Source organism: Salinimicrobium marinum, assembly GCF_014651535.1.
In the GTDB taxonomy this organism is placed as follows: Bacteria; Bacteroidota; Bacteroidia; order Flavobacteriales; family Flavobacteriaceae; genus Salinimicrobium; species Salinimicrobium marinum.
On sequence record NZ_BMXB01000012.1, the window covers coordinates 1 to 23,192 of the forward strand.

The following is a 23,192-nucleotide window of genomic DNA, read 5'->3' on the forward strand; positions in this document are numbered from 1 at the left end:
GGCAAAGCTACATATCAATTCAAATCAAAAAATCAAAGAACGTGTATAAGTATTTTATTATCAGTCAATTATAAGCTTTTTAAAAAAATCAACGCATCACTAGTATTTTGGAATATTAAAAAAAGAGTCTGTCATTTTTAGCTTAGTTGGTTTTTTCACTTGCTGCTAACGTCCCGTATAAAAACAGTGCGAGCTGGCGTGCGTGATTGTCCGCAGGACCATCCGCAAAGCAAGCGAGTTCGGAGTTTCGATTCGAGACTAATTCAAGCATTGTTTTTTATATAGTGTTGGCTACAGTTTAATCGTTTATTCTGGAGGTAATATTGTTAATTGGATTGCAAGACAATCATCACAGTCATTTAATTTATGCCAGTTTTTCTTTGATTTAACTTTTACAATCACAGGTCTAAAATCGTTGACATCTGCCTCTTCAAAAGTGATTTCCACTTTTTTATCAGTTCCGAGAGTACGATTGTTAAACTTCCATTCTATGTCATAGTCTTCTTCTGGAAATGACGGATCTACTTCTATTTGTAGACTTATGGTGTCGTGACAATATGTTTCGAACCCTCTATTATCAATTATTAAACAATTTGTCGCCCACCGAATATTTTCTCTTAGGAGGTGTTGTCCTAAGGAGTCAGAATAAGATAAAATAGTTGGAACATTAAATTTTCTTTCTAAATTCATTTGACTATACTGGTTTTTTATTGATTCAATTATGTCATTACTATAGCAAATCACTTTTTCTAGTTGTCTTACAGAAATGGGATTTATGTGGTAAACTCTATTTCTAACTTCACTAAGTTCCTGTAAAACTTTTTTAACCTGAAGTCTTCCAAAACTAAAGTTGTTTTCGAAAAAAGGTCTGAAATGATTTTGATATAGATCTTCTTTACAAATTATATAGATTAAGTGCTCTAGAAGTGAAGCATCAATTCTTCTATGGAATCTATCTGTATATTGATTATATCTAAACTGAATTTTATCTCTTACCTCTTTTTTTATTAAATACTGATTCGATTCATTTTCGTGAGATAAATAATTTTCTCCGTACTCTTCAGTAAGTTGGTGATCTATGACTCTTCGTAGCCAGTATTCTAAGTTTTCTAAATATTTTTTGCGTAAGCTTTTTTTTCTCCTTCTTGTAATTTATATAAGGGCATTGAATTTAGTTTTCAGGATTGATTTAAAAATTAAATATATTCTCTTGGAATAGAGTTCTTAAAACTGAATACGAACTGGTTAAATTGTAGCCAACGTATCGCTAAATGCATTGGGTAGATTTGTTTCTCATTTATACTTACGAATCTAAGGATTTTTTTTTAACAAAAGTTTGAGAATGACATGGGCGAAAATGTCGGTGGAATTTTGTGTTTTTAGTTTCCTAGCTACACCTTCGTAAAGATGAAGGTAATGATTTAGCATTTCAGCCCTTTCCACAAGATGGGTATTTGAACCAACACTGTGTTAAACGGAATGGCGGATTTTTGGACGGGGACTGTAAGAATTTCTTGCTCTCTGCGAGCATTTAAGGTCTTTGTATCCATGGGCCCGCTCACTTGTCAAAAGGAAATGGAACCCTGTTGAGGGGGAGGGGGTTCCGAAAAAAATATTTACTAATAATAAATTCAGGTTCTTCTGACCCTTTTGGTCGAGCCGAGAACTTCTTAAAAAGTAGTTGCGTACATATGGGCATAAAAAATTTGAGGAATTAAATTAATAAAACAATGATAATCGTTTGATAAACAAGGGGTAAGGAGTTGATCCGTAGTGAATTTAGACAAGGATGGGGATGTTTAGCGACAGTACGTATCTTCAGGATTACTTAAAGGTATTTTAGTATCCACAGTATTCAAACTTATTTTCGGGTAAAAATTGTATTCTTTAACTGAAAGGGGTTTAATTTACTCTTAGTCTTATATCTACTCCTTTATTTCTACATTAATACGTATAAAAGCACCCTCCATTTCGGTATTGGATGGGAAAAAACCAGCAGCACATCAATAACCATCTTCACCTAGTTCCCTGATCATTTGCAAAACATCAGTTAATCTTAATTGCCCTCATCAGCCTCTCATTAATCCACTGCTTCAGATTTAAGTGCGTACTATAAATAGGGCATGCTTTATCTGTTATACATTTTTCGTGGGTGAAAACAACGTATTTACTCAAATGTTAAAGTACTAAATAAACCTACCCTAAAATTAGTACAGTTGTGATATTGTTTTTATATTTGAATAGTCAAATTAATTAAAACTTATCACAATGAATTATTTCAACAACATTACCAATTTGAACGAGGCTAAAAACCTTTTCAGAAAACTATCTATCAAATTGCACCCTGATACAAGTGGGTACGATTCTCAAGCTGACTTCGTGGCTATGTACAAAGAATTTAAAAGTCTTACTAATAAACTTAAGTTTGATACTGGCTTTGAAGCTGATCAAGATTTTAATGCTGATAAATTCTACAACATCATAAAGAAATTTGAAGGGCTTACAGATATCCAAATTAGTTTTGTTGGTTCCTTCATCTGGTTGGAAGATATCAAGAATGGTGCTATGTATGAGCAAAAGGAAACCATCAAAGGAATCAGTATTGAGGGGTACAACAATGCAAGATGGGCCAGGCAAAAAAAGAACTGGTACTTTTCACCTGTAGATTACCAACAAAAGGGTAAGAGTGGTAAGAGCCTGGACCAGATAAAAGATACTTATGGAAGCCAGGAATTTAAAACAAAACAAACCTTTCAATTAAACTAACAACCAGAAACCCTCACAGAAATGTGGGGGTTATTATTTTACCTATACCATAAAAAAAGTACACCCTAAATTTATTGCAATAGGTAGTAGGTTGTATCTTTACACCAGTCAAATAAATCAAATTACTTATCACAATGAAACATTTACAAACACTTACTGAACGAGAGTTCAACACAAATGAAACCCTTCAACTACTTAAAGCCTCTGGGCCTGTTTTCTGGTCCTGGGGTGTATCTGAAATCATCAACTACAACAATGAAGGTCTATTGTTGAGAGTTAAGGGTCACCACCACAGTGGTTGGGTATTTATCATCCTTCAATGGAATGATACCTACAGAGTACACTATCTTAATCAAAGGTACAACGTGAAGGATTCGGCCTCTGAGATTTATTTCGATATGCTGGTGAATGAAATTGATACCAGGGTTGAAAAGATTGAAGATTACAAGTAAAACAATGGGGGCCTTGGCCCCCAATTAAAACATCCTATTATGAATAAAGCAAGATATGTAAGAATTTCAACAGCGGATCAGAAACATGAACGACAACTAATAAATGAGCATCCAGATGAAAAGCTATTTATAGACGTTTGTAGCGGTTCAATTCCTTTTGAAGAACGTGAACAGGGCTCAGAGCTTTTAAAGGCTGTAGAGCAGGAGAAAGTGTCTTATTTAGCGGTTCATGCTGTAGATAGATTGGGAAGGAATCTAATGGATATATTGACCACCCTTCAACATTTGGATAAATCAGGTGTGATTGTAAAGGTTGATAATCTAGGGATTGAGAGCAGGGTGAAAGATAAGAGCAACCCAGCATTTAAATTAATAATTTCGGTTCTGGCAAATATCAGTGAAATGGAGAGGGAAACAATGTTGGAACGGCAAAGAGAGGGGATTGCGCTGGCAAAAGCTAAGGGTGTATACAGGGGGCGTGAGAGGGGCACCACTGAAGAAAAAAATGAATTTTTGGATAAGTACCCCAACGTTATCAAAGAGCTTAAATTGGGCACCTCATTGCGTAAAACAGCCAAACTATGTGATGTTAGTCTGGGGACCGTTCAAAAGGTTAAAGGATATTTGAAGGAATAAATTATTTATTATCTTTGTCGCTTAGTTATCATTGTGATAAGTGATAATTATTTGACTATTGGGCCCTGGTGATTCGGGGCCCTTTTTATTTTTATTTTTTTAAGTTATCCCTTATATTCCCTGTGGACATCCTTGGCTGCAAGCATTACATCAGATAATAAGTCCCCTTTGAATTTGTCTGTGTTACCCTTTTGAGCCTCATGCACAAAATCCCATTGGTTGTGAAAGGTCTCAATTAATTTATTTTGGCTAGGGGTTTTGTATTCCAAGAGCATTTCAATTTTAGCTATTACTGCCATTAATTTGTTAGTCCCTGCTGAAGAATTATCTATTAAGCTAGGATCAACCTTTCTGTCCATAGAAATATCCTTCCCCAGTAAATTTAATGTAAAATTCAAATCCAGTACTGTATGCATATATTCACTCATATATCCCCTAAATTCCTCCTTCCATTTATTAATCCGTTCTTGCTTGTTCCTGTAGTTCATCTGCCAAAAGGCCAAGCCACCACCAATAAGAACCACCAGGATAGGCACAACCAATGAGCCCCAATTAAAATAATTTTCGCAATTTTCCATCAAATATTAGAATTTGAGGCCAATGTAAAATAATTATTTTTGCTGGTAATTGTTGCTGTGTGATTACAGTTAATGATTATTTGACTAGCCTGAAAAGGCTGCACATTGTGCAAGATGGACCCTGGTGATTCGCGGCCCATTGTATTTTATATATTTATTGGTTAACCATCGAAGTGGTAATAAATCTCTTCTGATAGTTCTTGTATATTTTCAAGACAAACTTCAAGGAAGGGTATTATTTCTACATCTTCCGATTTAAAAACAAAACCAGTTCTATCTTTTCCTGATATAACAATATTGTGGGCATCAGTAATATTGAGGGTGCCGTTCTTTACCGAAATATTTCCAGAACCATGGCCTTCATAATTCTTTAGGTCGATAAAAATATCTCTCTCAAGATTGTTCAAATCAGCAATACCTAAAATTTCAATTCCTTGGTAATTTTCAGCTTCAGAAATTCTGGGAGTATTATGTTTGGATAAATTAACTTTCTTATTGAGAATTTCCAACCAGTTGTTTTGGTGTAGAAAAGGTTGAACATCTTTTAATGTTTCGTACAATTCTGGGTGGTCCCTATCAAGATTAGGGAACTTTTGGTTCACATAATTTTTGAAAGTTTTTTCATCCTTATCACTGTATGGAAAAGAGGACTGGTTTTTATAACCGTAATATTCCTTAATATCTGCTGCTAAATAATCCAATGCACTTCTTAAATTTTCTAAAGTATTCTTTAGTTTGTATACATCAAGTTTTGCTTCTACTTCTGAAGCCCTTAAATCTTGTATTTGGCTACGGATAAATTTGAAAAGAGGTTTATATTCTTGAGTGTTCATGGTTGAGGGAGGTTTATTTGTAAATATATTACAATAATATGACCCGCAATAATGAAGGAAATTCTCTTCAATACACAACTAAATTTAAATTAAAATTGAACATACGTGAATCTATTTTTACGGATATAGAGGTTGTTGCTACCATCAATCCCAATATAGTCACCCCCACATCTGGTATCCCATTTGATCAAATGACCATCTTTTTTAATTTCGATATCTGTCAATAACCGTTTGGTCATGAGAGGATCAACACCAGCTATTAAAAGATGTTCATGCATTCTATTATGGATGGTGGTTTCCCACTCTTCAAAGTGCCCCATGTGTTTTGTGTGCATTGCGTAAACATATCCCTGAGCATCCACAATAATCGTCCATAGCTTCAAAGAAATCTCTGTTTTGCTACCACCAACCCTGGAAGCCATGAAATAATAATCAATTTCTATACCCTCAAGAGGGTTTTCTATTCGAGATCTTTGGTTCTGGATTATAGTATTACCAACACTTCGCTTCAGGCTCATAATTCTTTATCTGGAATATATCCAACAAAGGTATAACAAATGGAATCATTCCTATGTGGAAGGTTTTAAAATATCTTAGGTATTGAGAGTGGGGAAGTTGTAAAATTTATTAAATTCAGATTCTGTAAAATATATATTCTATGGATGGTAAAGATTTAATAATGAATGCTCGAAAGCACAAGGATTTCGTGTATGGTATAATTGAAAAACTTACTGAGCTTTATTCTATACTTGAAACGGTAGAACAGAAAGGTAAGACCTTTTCAATCCTCAGGAAAATAACCGAACTTAATATCTTTCTTCAAGATTCAGAGGTAGAGGATTACATTTATATGAACTCTGATTTTGATGAACTTTGGAGGTTTTTAGAAGACAAGATGTCAAAGCTGAATATTACAAAATAGCATGAGCCCCCTATAAGAGGCTTATTAATCAAACGGATATTAGTTGTTGTTCAACGGGATATGATGCAGCACGTGCCCTGCAAATGGGTTGTGAGGGTCCTATTTAATGAATGTTGTAAGGTAGTTGCTGAGTTCATTAGAATTTACACCCAGCCTGTTCACATATTTCTCTGTGGTTCCATGGCTGGTGTGGGTGAGGAATTGGCTGATCTGGTTGAAATCCATTCCTGAATTGAACATGAACTGGGATGCGGTGTACCTGGCAACATGGCTTGAGAGTTTAGTATTTATCCCAGCTTCCTTCTGCAATCTTTTAAGATACCCATCATTACTACCCACACAACGCTTATAAGCAGCATAATCATCAGCATTCATTCTATTAATATCAATACTTTCCAAGTCGGGTTTGTCCCAAACAAAATTATCTGGATGGTTTTGGTTAAGTTCAATAATATATTTTCGAAGTAAGAGACGTTTTGAGAAATCATGACTATCAATTTCCTTCTGGTAATCTTTTATGGTGGATTCATAACTTTTCACCTCATTAAGTTCCTTTCTCAACTGATCATTGGTGACACCTTCAGATAACTTCAATAACATATCTTCAGGGGTCAATGGTTTGGGTGGGCATTGTTGCTTGATCTTCAAATCCTCTTTCATCTGTTCCACATTCTGATTGATCTTCTCCAGCTTTTCCCTTACTCTTGGAAAATACCGTTCAATTCCAGGCACCAGAAGCTCAACCACCTCCAATGATATGTTGCGAAATACCCTTATAGTGGTCTTGCTGGTGTGTTTATCAATCAGAAATTCATTGTTTCTGTAATTTATATCACCCCATTTGAGCAACATCACCTCATTTATCCTGAAAGCATTGGAGAACTGGAACAAAAAAATATTCTTGGTTATTTCCCAATTTCTTTTTGGTGTTGGGGTGTATTTTAAATCTTCAAATTCATCGGGGGTTAGTGGTGTGTTGGTGGTTTTATTTTTGCTGTATTTGAAATCCTTAAAGGGGCTGATGGGTATTTGAATGTTGAGTGAATCATCCCCCACAGCATCATTGTAAATGGTTCTAAAGACTCCAAAGTATTGGTTGGTACTTGCGGTTGAATAGCTATCCAGAAGGTAATTGTAATAGCCTTTACAGAAGTTCCTGGTAATATCATCAAAGGTTAAGTAAAGCTGGTCAATTTCTTCCAGGTATTTATAGAGCTTTTTGATTCCCTGTTCCAGGTTGATCCTGGTTGCTTGGTTCCTAGTAAGCGAGATATAAGTTTTGGTGTATTTGAGATAACTTCTTTTACTTCCTTTTCTGGTGTTCCTGGTCTGTTGAAGGATTTTTGTATCACTGGTACCTTCCAATTCAGCCTTGAGTTCCCCCAGCATTTGATCAATTTTATCATTGATTAGATCATAATTATCTGCGGTAGTTCTGACCCAGTTTTTTCTGTCAGCTTTGGCGTTCTTGTTCCAATCTTTTTCCTTTATTTTGTACCCTGTAGTTTTATACCTGGGAGTTGTGCCACCATCATGAATCCTGATCATGACATATTTATGATCTTTTTTCTTTGGGATGGGCCTGATTACTGGGGTGAGTACCATTATTTTGTGTGATTTGATTATTGACAATACAAACATACAAAATATCACATTTTAATACAGGTTTATAGGTATTGAGTTATGACTACTGTACTAAATAAATTTATAAATGACTGAAAAAGAACAAGATGCAAACTCGGTAGATTTGCACATGCAAAACAACGTACTCATTTTAGACTTTGGTTCGCAGTACACGCAATTAATTGCAAGACGAGTTAGAGAGCTCAATATCTACTGCGAAATTCATCCGTTCAACAACTTACCTGAGGATTTTTCCAGTTACAAGGCGGTTATTCTTTCGGGAAGTCCGTTTTCTGTAAGAGGAGAAGATGCACCGCATCCAGATCTTACCAAAATCAGGAAGAAACTTCCACTTCTGGCAGTGTGTTATGGTGCCCAGTATCTGGCGCATTTTAACGGCGGAAAAGTGGAAGCTTCAGAAATTAGAGAATACGGAAGAGCAAATCTTTCTGTTATAAAAGACAAAGAAGCACTTTTTGATAAGATCACAGAAAATTCACAGGTGTGGATGAGTCATAGTGATACTATCAAAGAACTACCTGAAAACGGGGTTCGTCTTGCAAGTACGCCCGACGTCCTGAATGCGGCTTTCCGGATTGATGGAGAAGAGACCTACGGAATCCAGTTTCATCCTGAAGTTTATCATTCAACCGATGGAAAACAGCTGCTAGAAAACTTCCTCGTACACATTGCAGGGGTGGAACAATCCTGGACACCCGAAGCTTTCGTGGATATGACCGTGGCAGAATTAAAGGAAAAGATTGGGGATGATAAAGTGGTTCTGGGTCTTAGCGGAGGCGTGGATTCTACGGTTGCTGCTGTTTTGCTGCACAAAGCGATTGGAAAAAATCTGTACTGTATTTTCGTGAACAATGGATTGCTCCGGAAAGGGGAGTTTGAGAGTGTTCTTGACCAGTACAAACATATGGGGCTAAACGTAAAAGGGGTAGATGCTTCGGCACGCTTCTTGGATGCTCTTGCAGGGATATCAGATCCTGAAGAGAAACGTAAAGCCATCGGGAATTCGTTCATTGAGGTTTTTGATGATGAAGCTCATCAAATTACAGATGTGACATATTTGGCGCAGGGAACCATTTATCCCGATGTTATAGAGTCTATTTCTGTCAACGGACCTTCAGCAACCATTAAATCCCATCACAATGTGGGTGGACTGCCCGATTTTATGAAACTGAAAATTGTGGAACCACTTCGTATGTTGTTTAAAGATGAGGTAAGAAGAGTGGGAGCCGAACTTGAAATTGACAGTGAATTGCTGGGAAGACATCCTTTCCCTGGCCCCGGACTCGCAATAAGGATCCTGGGAGATATTACTGAAGAAAAAGTTCGTATTTTACAGGAGGTGGACCATATTTTTATTCAGGGATTAAAGGACTGGATGTTATATGATAAAGTGTGGCAGGCTGGTGCTATTTTGCTGCCTGTAAGTTCTGTAGGAGTGATGGGGGATGAAAGGACCTATGAAAAAGTAGTGGCCTTGCGTGCGGTGGAATCTACCGACGGAATGACTGCAGACTGGGTGAATTTGCCATATGATTTTTTACAAAAAACATCCAACACAATAATTAACAGAGTAAAAGGCGTTAATAGGGTTGTATATGACATTAGCTCTAAGCCTCCCGCAACGATTGAGTGGGAATAAAAAAATATCTATGAAACATATAATTGTACTTTTCTTATTTTTTCAGATGCTTTCTGTTTCTGCTTTTGCGCAACAGTACAAGTATCATATTGTAGAACAGGGGGAAACAGTAGAAAGTGTAGCGAGGAAGTATAATGTTACCACAGAAGAGATCTTTAAACTAAATCCTGATGCCCGCAACGGGATCAGATCTCAGAGCAAACTTGTGGTGCCGCTGGGAAATGCAGTAAAAGAAGATGTAGATAATGATAAAGAGGTGGAATTCAAAACCCACCGGGTAAAGCGAAAAGAAACCCTTTTTAGTCTGTCTCAGGAGTACAATGTAGAAATTGAAGATATAAAACGTTTTAATAAGCATCTTTATTCCGAAGAATTAAGAAGAGGGGAAAGGATCAGGATTCCGGTAAGCCTTCAGAAGGTCATCGAGGTGGCAACTGAAGTTCCAAATGAAAAATTTCAAACGGATGAATCTCCTCAAAATCCGTTGAACCTTTCAGCTAAGGAACATGTGGTTTTACCCAAAGAAGGGAAATACGGAATTTCCAGAAAATACAATATTACAATAGAAGAACTTAACCGGCTGAATCCGGGGGTGGATGAGCTTCGTCCCGGGATGGTCTTGAAGGTATCTAATGGAGCTACAGAGAAGGTTATAGAAGTGGATGGTGGCTTGTTCAAGTATTACCTTGTTGAACCGCAGGAAACCTTGTTTTCCCTTACCCGGGAACTCGGGATCAGTAAAGATTCGTTAATCGGATTAAATCCTGCGCTTGCTGAAGGTTTGAAAGCCGGGATGGTGTTAAAGATCCCTAACCTGGAAACTACGGGAGTGGAGGTTTCTTATTCTGCCGATGAAGATATCGTTAACCTGGAACAACGAATTTCCAATTTCGATACCAGGGAAATTGTGGTGATGCTGCCGTTTAAACTGGATCAAATCCAGAGTACCGACACTACCACCAACGCAAGGGCACAGATCAAAAGAGATAAGGTGTTGCAGATCTCCCTGGACTTCTACAGCGGAGTAATGATGGCGATTGATTCTGCAAAAACACTTGGATTGTCTACTAATGTGAGAGTGTTTGATACAAAGCAGGATGTTAGTGAAGTAAACCATATTATCAATACCAATAACTTCTCTGGAGTAGATGCAGTCATTGGGCCAATATTGCAGTCTACTGCCGAGGCTGCAGCCGGGAAATTAAGGGATCGTGGAATACCTGTGGTATCACCTCTTACGAAGAAGGAAGCCGGTGGAATGGATAATTTCTACCAGACGAGGCCTACAGACGAGATGTTGACAGATATTATGATCTCGTACCTTAAGGAAAATTCAGCAGGAAAGAATTTCGTGATCATTGCAGATGCTTCTTCTTCTGCAAAAAGACAAAAATTAATGGCTTCTCTTCCGGGGGCAAGAGCATTGAATCCCGGCGGAAGTCAGGTGAATAGAAATGAAGTGGCGTCTGCGCTTGTAAAAGGGAGACCTAACTGGGTGATTTTAGAAGGAAGTAGTATTGGTGTGCTGAGCAATGCCACATCATACCTGAACTCTCTGGCAGATGATTATGATATCACGCTTTTCACCACTAATAAAACCAATAGTTTTGAAAGCGACAATATCTCTCACAGGCATTTGAGTAAATTACATTTTCATTTTCCATCGGTAGATAAAGAATACAGTAAGGACAGAGAAAATTATTTTATTTCCAGTTACATGAAGAAATATGATGTAGTTCCCAACACTTATGCGGTGAGAGGGTTTGATGTCACTTATGATATTCTTCTAAGACTTGCTACTGCTGAAAGCCTTGCCGAATCCATGAAGGAAGAGCTGACCACAGAATATGTGGAGAATAAATTTAGTTATGGAGAAACTCCCAGCGGCGGATTTCTTAACAGGGCCATTTATATAATGGCGTATGATGACAACCTGGAATTAAAAGTGATTAGATAATGACTTCAAAAGTAACCTACCTTGGCAATTTAAGAACCGAGTGTGTGCACCTTAAAAGTAATGCAGGTTTCATAACAGATGCCCCCGTGGACAACAACGGAAAAGGACAAGCTTTTTCTCCTACAGATACGGTGGCTACCGCTTTGGCGAGTTGCATGCTTACCATTATCGGCATTAAAGCAAAGGATCATAATCTTGATATTACCGGAACTAATGCAGAAGTGACCAAAACAATGGCAGCCGATCCTCGCCGGATTTCAAAAATAGAGGTGGTGATCTCCTTTCCTGCTTCTTATGATGAGAAGGCGACGAAGTTAATTGAGAGATCTGCAAAAACATGCCCGGTTTTATACAGTTTACACCCCGATATTGAACTTGATATCAGGTTTAAATACTCCGGTTAATTGTGCGTTTTTTCTTTTACTGATTTCCGGAATTGGCCTGCGTTTTGCTTTAAATGGTGTGTAACATTCCAAGAAATATATGTATAGATTCATTGTTGGGGCTTTTCTTTTTATTAATGCAGTTGGATTTGCTCAGGAGACAGAGGAGAAAATATCCTGGGAGGAAGAAAATCCACTTGACTGGAGCCTTTTTCAGGGGGAGCCTAAATTAGCGAGTCCGTTTCATGCAGAAACAAATTCAGGTATCTCACATTCCTTTTCGGTTAAACAATCAGATAAACATATTGAGTTTGATTTCGACGTGCGTTCCTTTTTCATTCCTGCACATTCCTGGGTGAAAGAGGGGGAGCGAAGTGAGTATCTGTTAGGCCATGAACAGTTGCATTTTGATATTACCGAACTTCATGCGCGAAAACTTCGGAAGGCGCTGCAGGAATATAAGATTGGTAAGGGTTATAAAAGAGAGCTTCAGAATATTTACAAAAAAATCCAATCCCAAAGCCACCAGATGCAGCAGAAATATGACGCCGAAACCGGGCACAGCCTTAACAGGGAAGCAGAAATGGAATGGCGACAATTCGTAAAATCTGAACTGGAGAAGTTTAAGGATTATTCTAAATAAACGTATCCGGAGCCTCTTTTTGATCTTCTGAATATTTCAGAAATTCCTTCCGGAACATTTCAAACAGAATTTTTTCTGACTTTTATTTGGTTGGAAAGGCCTGGTGCTTACTTCTCAAAACGATGCTACTTCTGCTTTTGCCTGTTCAAATTCTTCTATAATTTTCTGAACAATTTTGGCGGCAGGTTTTATATCGTTGATCAATCCTGCGATTTGTCCAATCTCGAGTTCCCCCTGTTCAAGATCTCCTTCAAACATGCCCTTTTTGGCCCTGGCGCGTCCCAGTAGTTTGATGAGGTCTTCTTTGGTAGGATTTGTAGCATATAGTTCGGTCACTTCCTCAAAGAATTTATTTTTAAGCAATCTTACAGGAGCAAGTTCTTTAAGGGTGAGGATGGTGTCGCCTTCTTTAGCCTCTACCACACGTTGTTTAAATGCCTGATGAGAACTGGCTTCATTGCTGGCAACAAAACGGCTACCAACCTGCACCGCATCTGCTCCCAGGACCATAGCGGCCAGCATTCCTTTTCCGGTGGCAATGCCCCCGGCAGCAATTAACGGAATATTGATTTGTTCCCGTACCATGGGAATCAAGGTGAACGTAGTGGTTTCGTCCCTTCCGTTGTGCCCGCCTGCTTCAAAACCTTCGGCAACTACGGCATCTACTCCGGCTTGTTCTGCTTTCAAGGCAAATTTTACGCTGCTCACCACATGTACTACGGTAATTCCCTTTTCCTGTAGATGGGAGGTCCAGGTTTTTGGGTTTCCGGCTGAGGTAAAAACAATTTTTACTCCTTCTTCAATAATGATCTGCATGATCTCCTCGAGATTGGGGTAGAGCATGGGAACATTTACTGCAAAAGGTTTGTTTGTGGCCTTTCGGCATTTTTGGATATGCTCCCGGAGGACTTTAGGATACATGGAACCTGCACCTATTATTCCGAGTCCGCCTTCATTACTCACTGCGCTGGCAAGTTTCCAGCCGCTGGCCCAGATCATTCCTGCCTGAATAAGTGGATATTTTATATTAAAAAGTTCTGTAATTCTGTTAGCCATGAAAATCTCTTTGGCGAAAAGTTATGAAATTACACCAGAGCCTACAAGTTCGTCATCAAGATACCAGGCTACAAATTGCCCTTCGGTAATAGATGCCTGCGGCTCATCGAAAACAATGTACATTCCGTTTTCTGTTTGGTGCAAAGTAGCATCCTGCAACGGCTGGCGGTACCTTATCCTGGCTTTTACCTTTAACTCTTCGTCTGCATCGATTCTAAGATCCTGCCTTACCCAATGTACTTCTTCATTTGAAACAAATAAGCCCGAACGATAGATCCCCGGATGGTTTTTGCCCTGCCCGGTGTAGATCACATTCTCATTTACATCTGTTTCGATCACAAACAGAGGTTCGGGAGTTCCTCCCACGGCAAGGCCTTTTCGTTGGCCTTTGGTGAAATAGTGTGCTCCCTGGTGCCTGCCTACCACTTTTCCGTCGGCAGGAGCGTAGGAGTATTTCCGGGAAAGAAACTCGAGTTCTTCTTTTTTGCTGCTGAAAACCGGTTGCTGATTTCCGTAGATGTCAGTATTTGATTCTATTTCTACAATAACACCCTCTTTTGGCTGTAATTTCTGCTGAAGGAATTCCGGTAAACGGACTTTCCCAATAAAGCATAAGCCCTGGGAATCTTTTTTATCTGCCGTTACAAGATCCTGTTCCGAAGCAATCTTCCGGACTTCAGATTTCTGAAGTTCCCCGATTGGGAATAGTGTTTTTGCAAGTTGTTCCTGAGACAACTGACAAAGAAAATAAGACTGATCTTTATTTTGATCTTTTCCGGAGAGGAGCTGGTAAACGGTTTCTCCGTTAACCTTGGTCTCTCCTTTGCGGCAGTAGTGTCCTGTAGCCACAAAATCGGCCCCTAATGAAAGGGCTATTTTCATGAAAACATCAAATTTTATCTCCCGATTGCACAAAACATCGGGATTTGGAGTGCGTCCTTTCTCATATTCATTGAACATATAGTCGACAATGCGCTCCTTATACTGTTCACTGAGATCTACGGTCTGGAAGGGGATTCCCAGTTTTTCGGCTACCAGCATGGCATCATTTGAATCATCCAGCCACGGGCATTCATTAGAAATGGTAACGGAATCATCGTGCCAGTTCTTCATGAACAGGCCAATTACTTCGTAACCCTGCTCTTTCAATAGATAAGCCGATACACTTGAATCTACTCCACCCGATAAACCTACAACAACTCTTTTCATTATTATGTTTTTGCTTTTCCGCAGTAAAATATAGCTAGTTCAGATAATAAAAACCTGATTTGTAGTAGACGGAAAAGAGGCTGCAAAATTACATAAAAAAAGCAACTTTTTTGAGGGAAATTGGATTCGAATGGGAAGGAGCTAAAACAAGAAAGGTGGCATAAAGCCACCTAATCTGATTTGTTGATATATTACTATTTTTCAAAATATAATACAACTGGAATTGTCTGGTATGAACTTGTGAAAATGAATTCATTTTCATTCTGAAATTCTACAGTTCCGTCAAATGAACCAAATCCAGGAATAGTTACAGTGTAATTTGATTCGGTATTTTGGTTCCACATTCCTGTATCAGTTTCTGGCTTACAATCATTTTCTGCGTTGTAAAATGTCCACTCAGTTGTCTCATCTTCCTCAAAAGTAATAGTGGGATTTGTGGAGCATTCAGAAAAATCTAAAAGAGGTGGTTCAACAGCTGTTAAGTGCCAGGTTGCAACTATATTCTGTTCAAAATCATCGTCTCCGTCATCATCACTGCTGCAGGAAGTCAGTGTAAAAAAACCTGCCAATAAAATCAATAAAAAATACTTTTTCATAATGTTCATTTTTGTTCGTGGTAAAGGTAATTAAATTAAAAATCTATTATTTGGGGCTAAAATCTTTTTCTTCTTTTAGTTCTTCATTTTCATAATATTTCCAGATGCCGTGGTGTTTGTCCCTTTTGTAATTTCCTTCTGTAACCAGCTCTCCTTTCCCGTTGTAGAATTTCGCAGGGCCGTGTAACTCTCCGTTTTCATAGGTGAGGAGCTCCAGAACAACTCCTTTTTCGGAGTACATGAAAACTTCTCCGTGTAATTCTCCATTCATATAATAAGCTTTTTCGGCAGCCTGGCCGTTTTCGTAGTAGGTGATTTTCTCTGCGTGCAGGATTCCGTTTTTGTAGTTTTCAAGCATCAAAAGCTTATCTGAATTCTTATGATAATATTTCCATTCGCCAAGCCGGGTAGTGTCCTGCATCTTCCCTTCGCTGATGATTTTACCTTTTTGAGATAAAAACTTTACTTCTGCAATATCAGAATCGGGAGAAAAAAGTTTGGTGGCGGCAGGTTTCTTTAGCCCTAACTGATAAAATTTAAACAGGCCGGTTTCTTTTCCATGGTCAAATTCACCTTCGAACCTTAGCTGATCTGGATCTTCTTCAAAATATTTTTTCCATGGACCATGACGTTCTCCGTTCTCGTCAAAATTGTTCAGAGTTTCCTGTGCAGGAGCTTTGAGGAAAGAAAGAAAAAGACATAGACAGAATATGATTCGCATTACAGTCAGCATTTGAAAGATTATAACGGCTGTAAAAATAAATTATTTTCCGGTCAATTCCCTGATGGAGTTTTTGAGGGTTCGGGGGCACTATCATTTTAATTGGGAAATGTTTAAATAAAATTAACCAAACTTAAACATTATATACTATTCTTATCGTTTACTTTTGACGTAATAACTTAAACTTATTACATATGAAATTGATTTCAAAATTGACAAGATTTACTGCGGTTGCTTTTTTAACCCTTGGTTTGGCTTCCTGTAGTGATGATGATGACGCTGTAGATGATGTGGTGGTGCCGGAGACAAACACCATAGCAGATTTTGTAGCTTCTAATGATGATTATTCCTCTTTAGAGGCAGCTCTAGAGGTAACGGGGCTAACTGCTACCCTTGATGGAACGGCAAATTACACTGTGTTTGCACCAGATAATGATGCTTTCGCAGCATTTTTATCTGACAACGGATTTTCAGATCTAAGTGAAGTACCTACAGATGTTTTGACACAGGTGCTTATGAACCATGTACAATCAGGAATAATTACTTCGGGAGATCTTACTACCGGTTATATTGAAAGTATGGCTGTAGGAAGTGCTTCAGAAGAAAATTTAAGTATGTACATTGATACTTCTGACGGAGTAATGATTAACGGAGTTTCCAATGTGGTTACTGCAGATGTAGAGGTTGACAACGGAATTATCCATGCTGTAGATGCTGTTATTGGTCTTCCTGATATTACCACTTTTGCGATGGCAGATCCAACTTTCGATACTTTAGTTGCTGCTTTGACTCGTGAAGATTCTTACACCTTTGTGGAGACTTTAATGATGACTTCAGATCCTGCACCATTCACCGTGTTCGCACCAACAAATGATGCTTTTGGAGCTCTTTTAGAAGAATTGGAAGCAGAAAGTCTTAATGATATTTCAGGTGATGTTCTTGCATCTGTCTTGAGCTATCACGTGGTTGCCGGAGCAAATGTACGATCTGGGGATCTTTCAGACGGAATGGTAGTAACAATGTTAAACGAGGATAGTATTACTGTAAATGTTGGTGATACTGTTACTCTTACAGACTCCAGCGGTAGAACTTCTACTGTTGTAGCAACCGATGTTCAGGCAAACAATGGAGTGATCCATGTGCTGGATATGGTTCTTTTACCTGCTATGTAAGAAATAGCAGTTAGGTTATTTTAAATCGAAAGAGCCCGGTTAATACCGGGCTCTTATTTAATTATAGAAATGCGTAAGATTTATTTCTTCGCATTTTTTTGTTGCTCTGCCTGCTCCATCATCTCCTGCATCTTCCTGGCAAACTTTCCTTGTTTTTTAGGCTTCTTCTTGTTCTCCTGGATCTTGGCGTGAATCTTATCTTCATCAATAATGAAGTTTTTGATGATCAAGACTAAAAAGATCGTAATCAGGTTAGATGTCAGGTAATATAAAGAAAGTCCACTCGCAAAGTTGTTGAAGAAAAACAACATGAAAATAGGAGAGAGGTACATGATGAACTTCATATTAGGCATTCCCGGTTGTTGGGCATTCTGCATCGTCTGGCCTGTTGTCATCATCATATAGATAAAGATCGCAATAGACGCAAGAATAGGGAACAAACTCACATGGTCTCCATAGAACGGAATATTAAAAGGAAGATCTGCGATCTTATCATAGCTGGAAAGATCATCTGCCCATAAGAATCCCTGTTGTCTTAAATCAAATGCACTCGGGAAAAACTGAAACAACGCATAGAAAACAGGAAGTTGTATTAAAGCAGGTATACATCCCGCCATGGGACTGGCCCCGGCTTTGCTGTACAGCTTCATGGTTTCCTGCTGTTTTTTCATTGGGTTGTCCTTGAACTTTTCGTTCAATTCATTGATCTCCGGCCGTAATACTTTCATCTTGGCCTGAGACAGATATTGTTTGTACTGTACGGGAGACAATAGCAGTTTTATCGCAATGGTCATTACAATAATGGCAATCCCGGCAGGCATGTAAGCAATCAAAAATCCGAAGAACGGAATAATAACATATTTATTGATCCACCCGAAAATCCCCCAGCCAAGCGGCATGATCTCATCCAGATTTCGGTCGTAATTATTCAATATTTGGTAATCACTGGGACCATAGTACCAGTTCATATTGTAATTAAGTTCGCCTCCTTTTAATTCTAAAGGAAAAGTAGAGGCAAAGGCTTTCGTGTAGACAGTATCTATTTCTTCGTCTTCCACCAGGTTTTCTGAAACGAATTTACCCCTTGCAAAAGGAGTATCTGTTAAAAGAATGGAGGTGAAGAAATGTTGTTTATAACCAACATAGGAAATATTTTCCTCTTCATCGTCCCCGTCTTTAATAGAATCATCATTACCACCGTCATATTCGTAAACAAGTTCGGTGTATTGATTTTCATAAGAAATACTCTTGGCGTGGCGATAGCCTTTCAAAGCCCAGTTAAGAGTGAGTGCATTAGCTGTATTAAATACATCATTTAATCCCTGGGATCTAATACTGAAATCGAGCATATATTCTCCCGGTTTCATGACATATCGATATTCCAGATATTCATCTTCCGATACTTTTAACCTCATGGTAAGCACGGTGTTATCGCCGGCCTGTGTTACTGTTGGTTCAAAATACAGGTTCTGTGTGTCAAGTACTCTTCCGTCTGTTGTGCTGAAATTAATATTAAATGCAGCATTGCCGTCTTTAATGATATAAACGGGTATGGAATCATACGTCTTGTGGTCTTTAATTCTTGCTTCTGAAATATAACCACCTTTATTATCGATCTTCAATTCCAGAACATCATTGGAAATTGTAGTGGTATTCTCTGTAGCTGAAGCTAACGTAGCCGAATAACCAAATGCCCCCAGCCTGCTTTGCGCCTGTGCAATTGCAGCTGAATCTTCCTGCGTTGATAGCTGCCTGTCGTCAGATAGATTGTTGATCTGTCTATCAGTCTCGGGCTCTACCTGTTCGGTAGCTGTTTGCTGTTCAGCCTCCAGTTCTTCAGTTGTAGGCTGATTGTTGTATAACATCCAAAGCAGGATACCTCCAATTAAGAGAAATCCTATCAGGGAATTAACATCAAATTTTTTTTCTTCCATTACAAGGTTTAAATATAGATCGCGAAGTATTCTCGCATTTTTATGCTAGTCAATAAAGTGACCATTTAAGAGTTTTGTGCCAAGCTGGCAGCTTTTTTACCCTGAGAGTATTCTTTTGCCGCTTTCACAAAGGCCACAAACAATGGGTGCGGACTTGCGACGGTACTCTTATATTCAGGATGATACTGTACTCCCATGAACCATGGGTGATCGGGGATCTCTATAATTTCAACTAGTTTTGTTTCAGGATTTATTCCGGAACTTATCATGCCGGCACTTTCCAGCTGGTGCGCATAGTTGCTGTTGTATTCGTATCTATGCCTGTGCCTTTCACTAATAGTTGGTTTATTGTACACCTTTTCGGCCAGGGAACCTTCTTTCAGGTTACACTGCCAGGAACCTAGTCGCATGGTACCCCCTTTATCGGTAACATTTTTCTGCTCCTCCATCAGGTCGATGATAGGATGTACCGTATCAGGGTCCATTTCTGTGGAATTGGCATTTTTCAGCTTAAGCACATTTCTGGAAAATTCTATCACCGCCATTTGCATTCCAAGACAAATACCTAAAAATGGCAACTTGTTTTCCCGTGCGAAACGAACCGCATCAATTTTTCCTTCAATTCCCCGTTCTCCGAATCCGGGAGCGACCAGGACTCCGTCTAAATGGGAAATTTTATTTTTGATGGTCGTGTCATTGATGAATTCAGAATGAATACTTTCAATATTCACTTTGACTTCATTTCTTGCACCGGCATGTATAAAAGATTCAAGAATTGATTTATAAGAATCCTGCAGCTCAACATATTTTCCAATTAATCCAATGGTTACTTCGTGCTTCGGATTTTTATGCCTTTGCAAAAACTCATTCCATTGCGTAAGGTTTGGAGAAGTATCATCGGGCAGCGAAAGCTTTTTCAGCGTCACGGTGTCCAGGCCTTCTTCCAGCATCAAATTAGGAACATCGTATATGGTGGAAGCATCGATAGACTGGATCACAGCTTCCTGTTTCACATTACAGAATAAAGCGAGTTTCCTGCGAATGTCATCGCCTAGTTCATGTTCTGTTCTGCACACAAGAATATCGGCTTTGATCCCGCTTTCCATGAGGGTCTTTATACTATGCTGACTCGGTTTTGTTTTAAGTTCCCCGGCAGCAGAAAGATATGGTACCAGTGTAAGATGGATCACCAATGCGTTTTCATCACCCAGCTCCCACTTAAGTTGTCGTACAGCTTCAATATAAGGCAGGGATTCAATATCCCCCACAGTACCACCAATTTCGGTGATCACAATATCATATTCCCCGGTTTTTCCGAAGATCTGTATACGTTCTTTAATTTCATTGGTAATATGCGGAACAACCTGAACGGTTTTTCCGAGGAATTCACCGCGTCTTTCCTTTTCGATAACGCTTTGGTAGATCCTTCCCGTGGTAACGTTGTTTGCTTTTGAAGTATTAACGTTCAAAAAACGTTCGTAATGACCAAGGTCAAGGTCGGTTTCGGCCCCGTCTTCGGTTACAAAACACTCTCCGTGCTCGTAAGGGTTAAGAGTTCCGGGATCTACATTGATGTATGGATCCAGCTTCTGAATAGTGGTTTTGTATCCGCGCGCTTGAAGCAATTTTGCCAGAGATGCTGCAATAATGCCTTTTCCAAGAGAAGAGGAAACACCGCCAGTGACAAAAATATACTTGGTTTCGGCCATTTTAATAGGATGTTTGTACGTTGAATATTCAGGGCGCTAAAATACAAAGAAGAATAGAAAAAGAAACCTTTTATCTATGTTTATGTTAGGAAAACTTTAAGGGTTAAAGAGCAGAGAATTAGCGCGGGTACTTTTTGCGAATGGTCCTTAGAATCTGCTCCATACCATTCACCTTCATTTCAAATACCTGCTGTAACTGGGAACCTAATTTGCCTTTCGGAAATCCTTGCTGCCGAAACCACACCAGGTAAAATTCGGGTAATTCGGAAAGGTAACGGCCTTTGTATTTTCCGAAGTGCATTTTGGCGTGCGCCAGGTCGAGCAGTTCTTTGTAATCTGGTTGAAGTTCCATGGGTGCGAATATCGGAAATAATGCAGACTGCGAGCGACTGGAAAAAGTGCTTTTTCAAAAATTTCTGAAAAAATGGCTGCAGAGGGAGCTAATTTGAGAGTATTCAAAAAAGAAGTGCTTCGGGAACGCCTAATATCACTCCTGGATAAGGTTGAAGTGTATGGAAAGGTCACTGAATTTTTGTTTGTTGAGGGGTTTAATTACATATTCCACAACAAAAGGATAATTTCGGGCTTTTTGAAGATCCAATTCGCTGGTGCTGGAGGTGAGAATGATTACCTTATGTTCCAGTTCTTTCAGGCTCATTTGATCCAGAAACTGCCAGCCGTTCATTTCGGGCATTTGGAGATCAAGAAATATCAAGGCATCCTCTTTTTCCTGCTGCACTATCTCAAAGGCTTCCACAGGATTCGTGAAATCGTGCACGTTATGGGAATAGCCTTCTATTTCCAGCAGTTTTTTCGCTATGAAGTTGGCGATTGGTTGATCGTCAATTAAAAAGATTTTGGTCATGTCTTTTCCGCTTTTAAGGAAATAAGTTCCTGGGAGGCCATTTCTATCACTTCCTGTAATACCGAGTCCATTTCTTCCAGGGAAGTATTGAGCTTTGGGATAAGTTCTTCTCTAATGGCTTTCTCATCGTAATATTCAAAAAGCTGTGAAATTCCCTGAATTCTGGATAGGGGCTCCCTTACGTTATGGGCGTTCAGGGCCGAAATGTGAAGAAGTTTCTCGTTCTTCTCCATGATCTCCCGGGTCCGTTCTTTGATGATTTCTTTCTGATTTTCTACGATCTTCTGAATTTGATCATTTTGCAGTTTGATCGTTTTATAAGCTTCCGAAAGGGATTTGTTTCTATTTGCCAGTTGATTTTTAAGCAAAATTTCCTGAAGTTTAGCTTCCAGACAGTCGGTGACAAGTTTCAGGATTTCCACATCTCCAAAAGTAAAAGGCTTTTGTTCATCTGAAATCAGGGAAACCAATACCTGTCTGTCATTTTTCTGAAAGGACCAGCCCCATAATTCCGGATTTTTCAGCTTTAAAAAATCACTCTCTGTTCTGAAAAGTTCTATGGGAATATCAGATGTTCTTACCGGGATACTTTTCTGTAAAAGACTTTTTTCAAAGGGCAGCAGGGACTCTTTTTCTACAATCCTGTACGAGATATCATCGCTAAAAACGGAAAGCAGCAAAAATCCTTCCTCCTGCGGAAGCAGTAACTTAATGCTGTGAAAATTCAGCAGATATTTTAGGTGCATTTGCAGGTCTTCCACAATTTCACCCACAGAGCCACAACGATTGATCCCGTTAGCGAATTTGGAATAAGCCTCGTAGATGATCCTGTAGCGCTGTGATAATTGATTGTTCATGAAAAACCCGGATGAAGGAATGGTTTATTCGGCTGTTTCCAGTAATTCATTATCAATTTTGATCCCCGATACGTCTGCAATGGTATTGAGCATGTTCACAAGATCTGCCTGCGCCATGAGTTCCTGTATTTCTTTACCCGAAAATCCAGCCTCCTTTAATTCTTTAAAATCTGCATCACTAATTTGATCATGGTGCAGGGCTGCTTTTGTTACTACCTGTATAGCTGTCCTGTAACTTACAGGCATAGAGGGAGAATCGATGTTTTCGGTAGCTTTAAATCCTTCTTCTTCAGAAATCATGGAGCTCATGCTATCGGCAAAAATACCATGTGCATGGGAACAGTACTGGCAACCGCGTTTTTTCGAAACATTATAAATAATAAGTTGCTTAAGTACGTTGGGAACTTCGCCTTCCATAAGCGTATGCTTTAATTTACTCCAGTTTCCTTTTAAGAGCGTAGCATTGTCTCCCTGGCATTTAAACCAGTTGAGCACAAATGGCAATTGAAGTGTTTTTTTAGTGTCATCGTAAATTTCCTTTACGGCCGGGGAGGCCTGTTCATAAGGAACCATAAGGTATCTGGCAGGAACAGTTGCATTATCTGTAGTCATAGTAGGTA

Annotated in this window: 24 protein-coding genes; 9 read left to right on the forward strand and 15 right to left on the reverse strand. The window is 39.0% G+C overall.

Features of this window, described 5'->3' with window-relative positions:
- Window positions 1-306: 306 nt before the first annotated feature.
- Window positions 307-690 (reverse strand): hypothetical protein, encoded by a 384-nt coding sequence (locus IE056_RS18540; protein ID WP_229793764.1) that lies wholly within the window; start codon window positions 688-690, stop codon window positions 307-309.
- A 1,578-nt stretch (window positions 691-2,268) separates the two neighbouring features.
- Here IE056_RS18540 and IE056_RS13210 point away from each other — a divergent pair.
- The 3 genes from IE056_RS13210 to IE056_RS13220 all read left to right on the forward strand — a co-directional run bounded on the left by IE056_RS13210 (window position 2,269) and on the right by IE056_RS13220 (window position 3,854).
- Complete coding sequence (locus IE056_RS13210) at window positions 2,269-2,766, forward strand: hypothetical protein (RefSeq protein ID WP_229793765.1); 498 nt, start codon at window positions 2,269-2,271, stop codon at window positions 2,764-2,766.
- Between the two features lie 134 nt (window positions 2,767-2,900).
- Entirely contained in the window at window positions 2,901-3,218 is a 318-nt protein-coding gene (locus IE056_RS13215) for a hypothetical protein (RefSeq protein WP_189605192.1), read from the forward strand.
- A gap of 39 nt (window positions 3,219-3,257) precedes the next feature.
- Complete coding sequence (locus tag IE056_RS13220) at window positions 3,258-3,854, forward strand: recombinase family protein (protein ID WP_189605193.1); 597 nt, start codon at window positions 3,258-3,260, stop codon at window positions 3,852-3,854.
- 104 nt (window positions 3,855-3,958) lie between these two features.
- Here IE056_RS13220 and IE056_RS13225 read toward each other — a convergent pair whose 3' ends face one another.
- The 3 genes from IE056_RS13225 to IE056_RS13235 all read right to left on the reverse strand — a co-directional run bounded on the left by IE056_RS13225 (window position 3,959) and on the right by IE056_RS13235 (window position 5,783).
- Window positions 3,959-4,432: a hypothetical protein gene (locus tag IE056_RS13225; RefSeq protein ID WP_189605194.1), complete on the reverse strand. Its 474-nt coding sequence runs from the start codon at window positions 4,430-4,432 to the stop codon at window positions 3,959-3,961.
- 161 nt (window positions 4,433-4,593) lie between these two features.
- A complete protein-coding gene (locus IE056_RS13230) occupies window positions 4,594-5,265 on the reverse strand; it encodes a hypothetical protein (RefSeq protein WP_189605195.1) in 672 nt (223 codons plus the stop codon).
- An 89-nt stretch (window positions 5,266-5,354) separates the two neighbouring features.
- The gene (locus IE056_RS13235) at window positions 5,355-5,783 is read right to left on the reverse strand and encodes a hypothetical protein (RefSeq protein WP_189605196.1); all 429 of its coding nucleotides are present in this window, start codon (window positions 5,781-5,783) and stop codon (window positions 5,355-5,357) included.
- Between the two features lie 140 nt (window positions 5,784-5,923).
- Between IE056_RS13235 and IE056_RS13240 the strand changes: the two genes are divergently transcribed.
- Complete coding sequence (locus IE056_RS13240) at window positions 5,924-6,187, forward strand: hypothetical protein (protein ID WP_189605197.1); 264 nt, start codon at window positions 5,924-5,926, stop codon at window positions 6,185-6,187.
- Between the two features lie 99 nt (window positions 6,188-6,286).
- On the opposite strand, the gene IE056_RS13245 is transcribed toward IE056_RS13240, so the two are convergent.
- Window positions 6,287-7,792 (reverse strand): tyrosine-type recombinase/integrase, encoded by a 1,506-nt coding sequence (locus IE056_RS13245; RefSeq protein ID WP_189605198.1) that lies wholly within the window; start codon window positions 7,790-7,792, stop codon window positions 6,287-6,289.
- Between the two features lie 148 nt (window positions 7,793-7,940).
- Here IE056_RS13245 and guaA point away from each other — a divergent pair, with 148 nt between their 5' ends.
- The 4 genes from guaA to IE056_RS13265 all read left to right on the forward strand — a co-directional run bounded on the left by guaA (window position 7,941) and on the right by IE056_RS13265 (window position 12,453).
- On the forward strand, window positions 7,941-9,470 hold the full coding sequence (guaA, locus tag IE056_RS13250; RefSeq protein WP_189605303.1) for a glutamine-hydrolyzing GMP synthase: 1,530 nt from the start codon (window positions 7,941-7,943) through the stop codon (window positions 9,468-9,470).
- Between the two features lie 10 nt (window positions 9,471-9,480).
- Window positions 9,481-11,427, forward strand: a complete 1,947-nt coding sequence (locus IE056_RS13255; RefSeq protein ID WP_189605199.1) for a LysM peptidoglycan-binding domain-containing protein — start codon at window positions 9,481-9,483, stop codon at window positions 11,425-11,427.
- Complete coding sequence (locus tag IE056_RS13260) at window positions 11,427-11,831, forward strand: OsmC family protein (protein WP_189605200.1); 405 nt, start codon at window positions 11,427-11,429, stop codon at window positions 11,829-11,831. The genes IE056_RS13255 and IE056_RS13260 overlap by 1 nt, the downstream gene beginning before the upstream one ends.
- A 79-nt stretch (window positions 11,832-11,910) precedes the next feature.
- Window positions 11,911-12,453, forward strand: a complete 543-nt coding sequence (locus tag IE056_RS13265) for a DUF922 domain-containing protein (protein WP_189605201.1) — start codon at window positions 11,911-11,913, stop codon at window positions 12,451-12,453.
- A gap of 114 nt (window positions 12,454-12,567) precedes the next feature.
- Here the strand turns inward: IE056_RS13265 and IE056_RS13270 are convergent, their stop codons facing one another.
- From IE056_RS13270 to IE056_RS13285, 4 genes are all read right to left on the reverse strand, one after another.
- Complete coding sequence (locus IE056_RS13270; RefSeq protein WP_189605202.1) at window positions 12,568-13,509, reverse strand: NAD(P)H-dependent flavin oxidoreductase; 942 nt, start codon at window positions 13,507-13,509, stop codon at window positions 12,568-12,570.
- Between the two features lie 21 nt (window positions 13,510-13,530).
- Window positions 13,531-14,718 carry a tRNA 2-thiouridine(34) synthase MnmA gene (mnmA, locus tag IE056_RS13275; protein WP_189605203.1) on the reverse strand — a complete coding sequence of 396 codons (1,188 nt, stop codon included), beginning with the start codon at window positions 14,716-14,718 and terminating at the stop codon, window positions 13,531-13,533.
- A gap of 194 nt (window positions 14,719-14,912) precedes the next feature.
- Window positions 14,913-15,314 (reverse strand): lipocalin family protein, encoded by a 402-nt coding sequence (locus tag IE056_RS13280; protein WP_189605204.1) that lies wholly within the window; start codon window positions 15,312-15,314, stop codon window positions 14,913-14,915.
- Window positions 15,315-15,360: 46 nt separating this feature from the next.
- Window positions 15,361-16,035: a toxin-antitoxin system YwqK family antitoxin gene (locus IE056_RS13285; RefSeq protein WP_189605205.1), complete on the reverse strand. Its 675-nt coding sequence runs from the start codon at window positions 16,033-16,035 to the stop codon at window positions 15,361-15,363.
- A 194-nt stretch (window positions 16,036-16,229) separates the two neighbouring features.
- Between IE056_RS13285 and IE056_RS13290 the strand changes: the two genes are divergently transcribed.
- Window positions 16,230-17,207, forward strand: coding sequence for a fasciclin domain-containing protein (locus IE056_RS13290; protein ID WP_189605206.1), 978 nt, complete (start codon window positions 16,230-16,232; stop codon window positions 17,205-17,207).
- An 80-nt stretch (window positions 17,208-17,287) separates the two neighbouring features.
- Here IE056_RS13290 and yidC read toward each other — a convergent pair whose 3' ends face one another.
- From yidC to IE056_RS13320, 6 genes are all read right to left on the reverse strand, one after another.
- Window positions 17,288-19,141 carry a membrane protein insertase YidC gene (gene yidC / locus IE056_RS13295; RefSeq protein WP_189605207.1) on the reverse strand — a complete coding sequence of 618 codons (1,854 nt, stop codon included), beginning with the start codon at window positions 19,139-19,141 and terminating at the stop codon, window positions 17,288-17,290.
- Window positions 19,142-19,206: 65 nt separating this feature from the next.
- On the reverse strand, window positions 19,207-20,850 hold the full coding sequence (gene pyrG, locus IE056_RS13300; RefSeq protein ID WP_189605208.1) for a CTP synthase: 1,644 nt from the start codon (window positions 20,848-20,850) through the stop codon (window positions 19,207-19,209).
- 118 nt (window positions 20,851-20,968) lie between these two features.
- Complete coding sequence (locus IE056_RS13305; RefSeq protein WP_189605209.1) at window positions 20,969-21,202, reverse strand: DUF3820 family protein; 234 nt, start codon at window positions 21,200-21,202, stop codon at window positions 20,969-20,971.
- A gap of 135 nt (window positions 21,203-21,337) precedes the next feature.
- The gene (locus IE056_RS13310; RefSeq protein ID WP_189605210.1) at window positions 21,338-21,715 is read right to left on the reverse strand and encodes a response regulator; all 378 of its coding nucleotides are present in this window, start codon (window positions 21,713-21,715) and stop codon (window positions 21,338-21,340) included.
- Window positions 21,712-22,572 (reverse strand): coiled-coil domain-containing protein, encoded by an 861-nt coding sequence (locus tag IE056_RS13315; RefSeq protein ID WP_189605211.1) that lies wholly within the window; start codon window positions 22,570-22,572, stop codon window positions 21,712-21,714. Before IE056_RS13315 ends, IE056_RS13310 begins: the two co-directional genes overlap by 4 nt.
- Window positions 22,573-22,596: 24 nt before the next feature.
- Window positions 22,597-23,184, reverse strand: coding sequence for a carboxymuconolactone decarboxylase family protein (locus tag IE056_RS13320; protein ID WP_229793766.1), 588 nt, complete (start codon window positions 23,182-23,184; stop codon window positions 22,597-22,599).
- Between the last annotated feature and the right edge of the window lie 8 nt (window positions 23,185-23,192).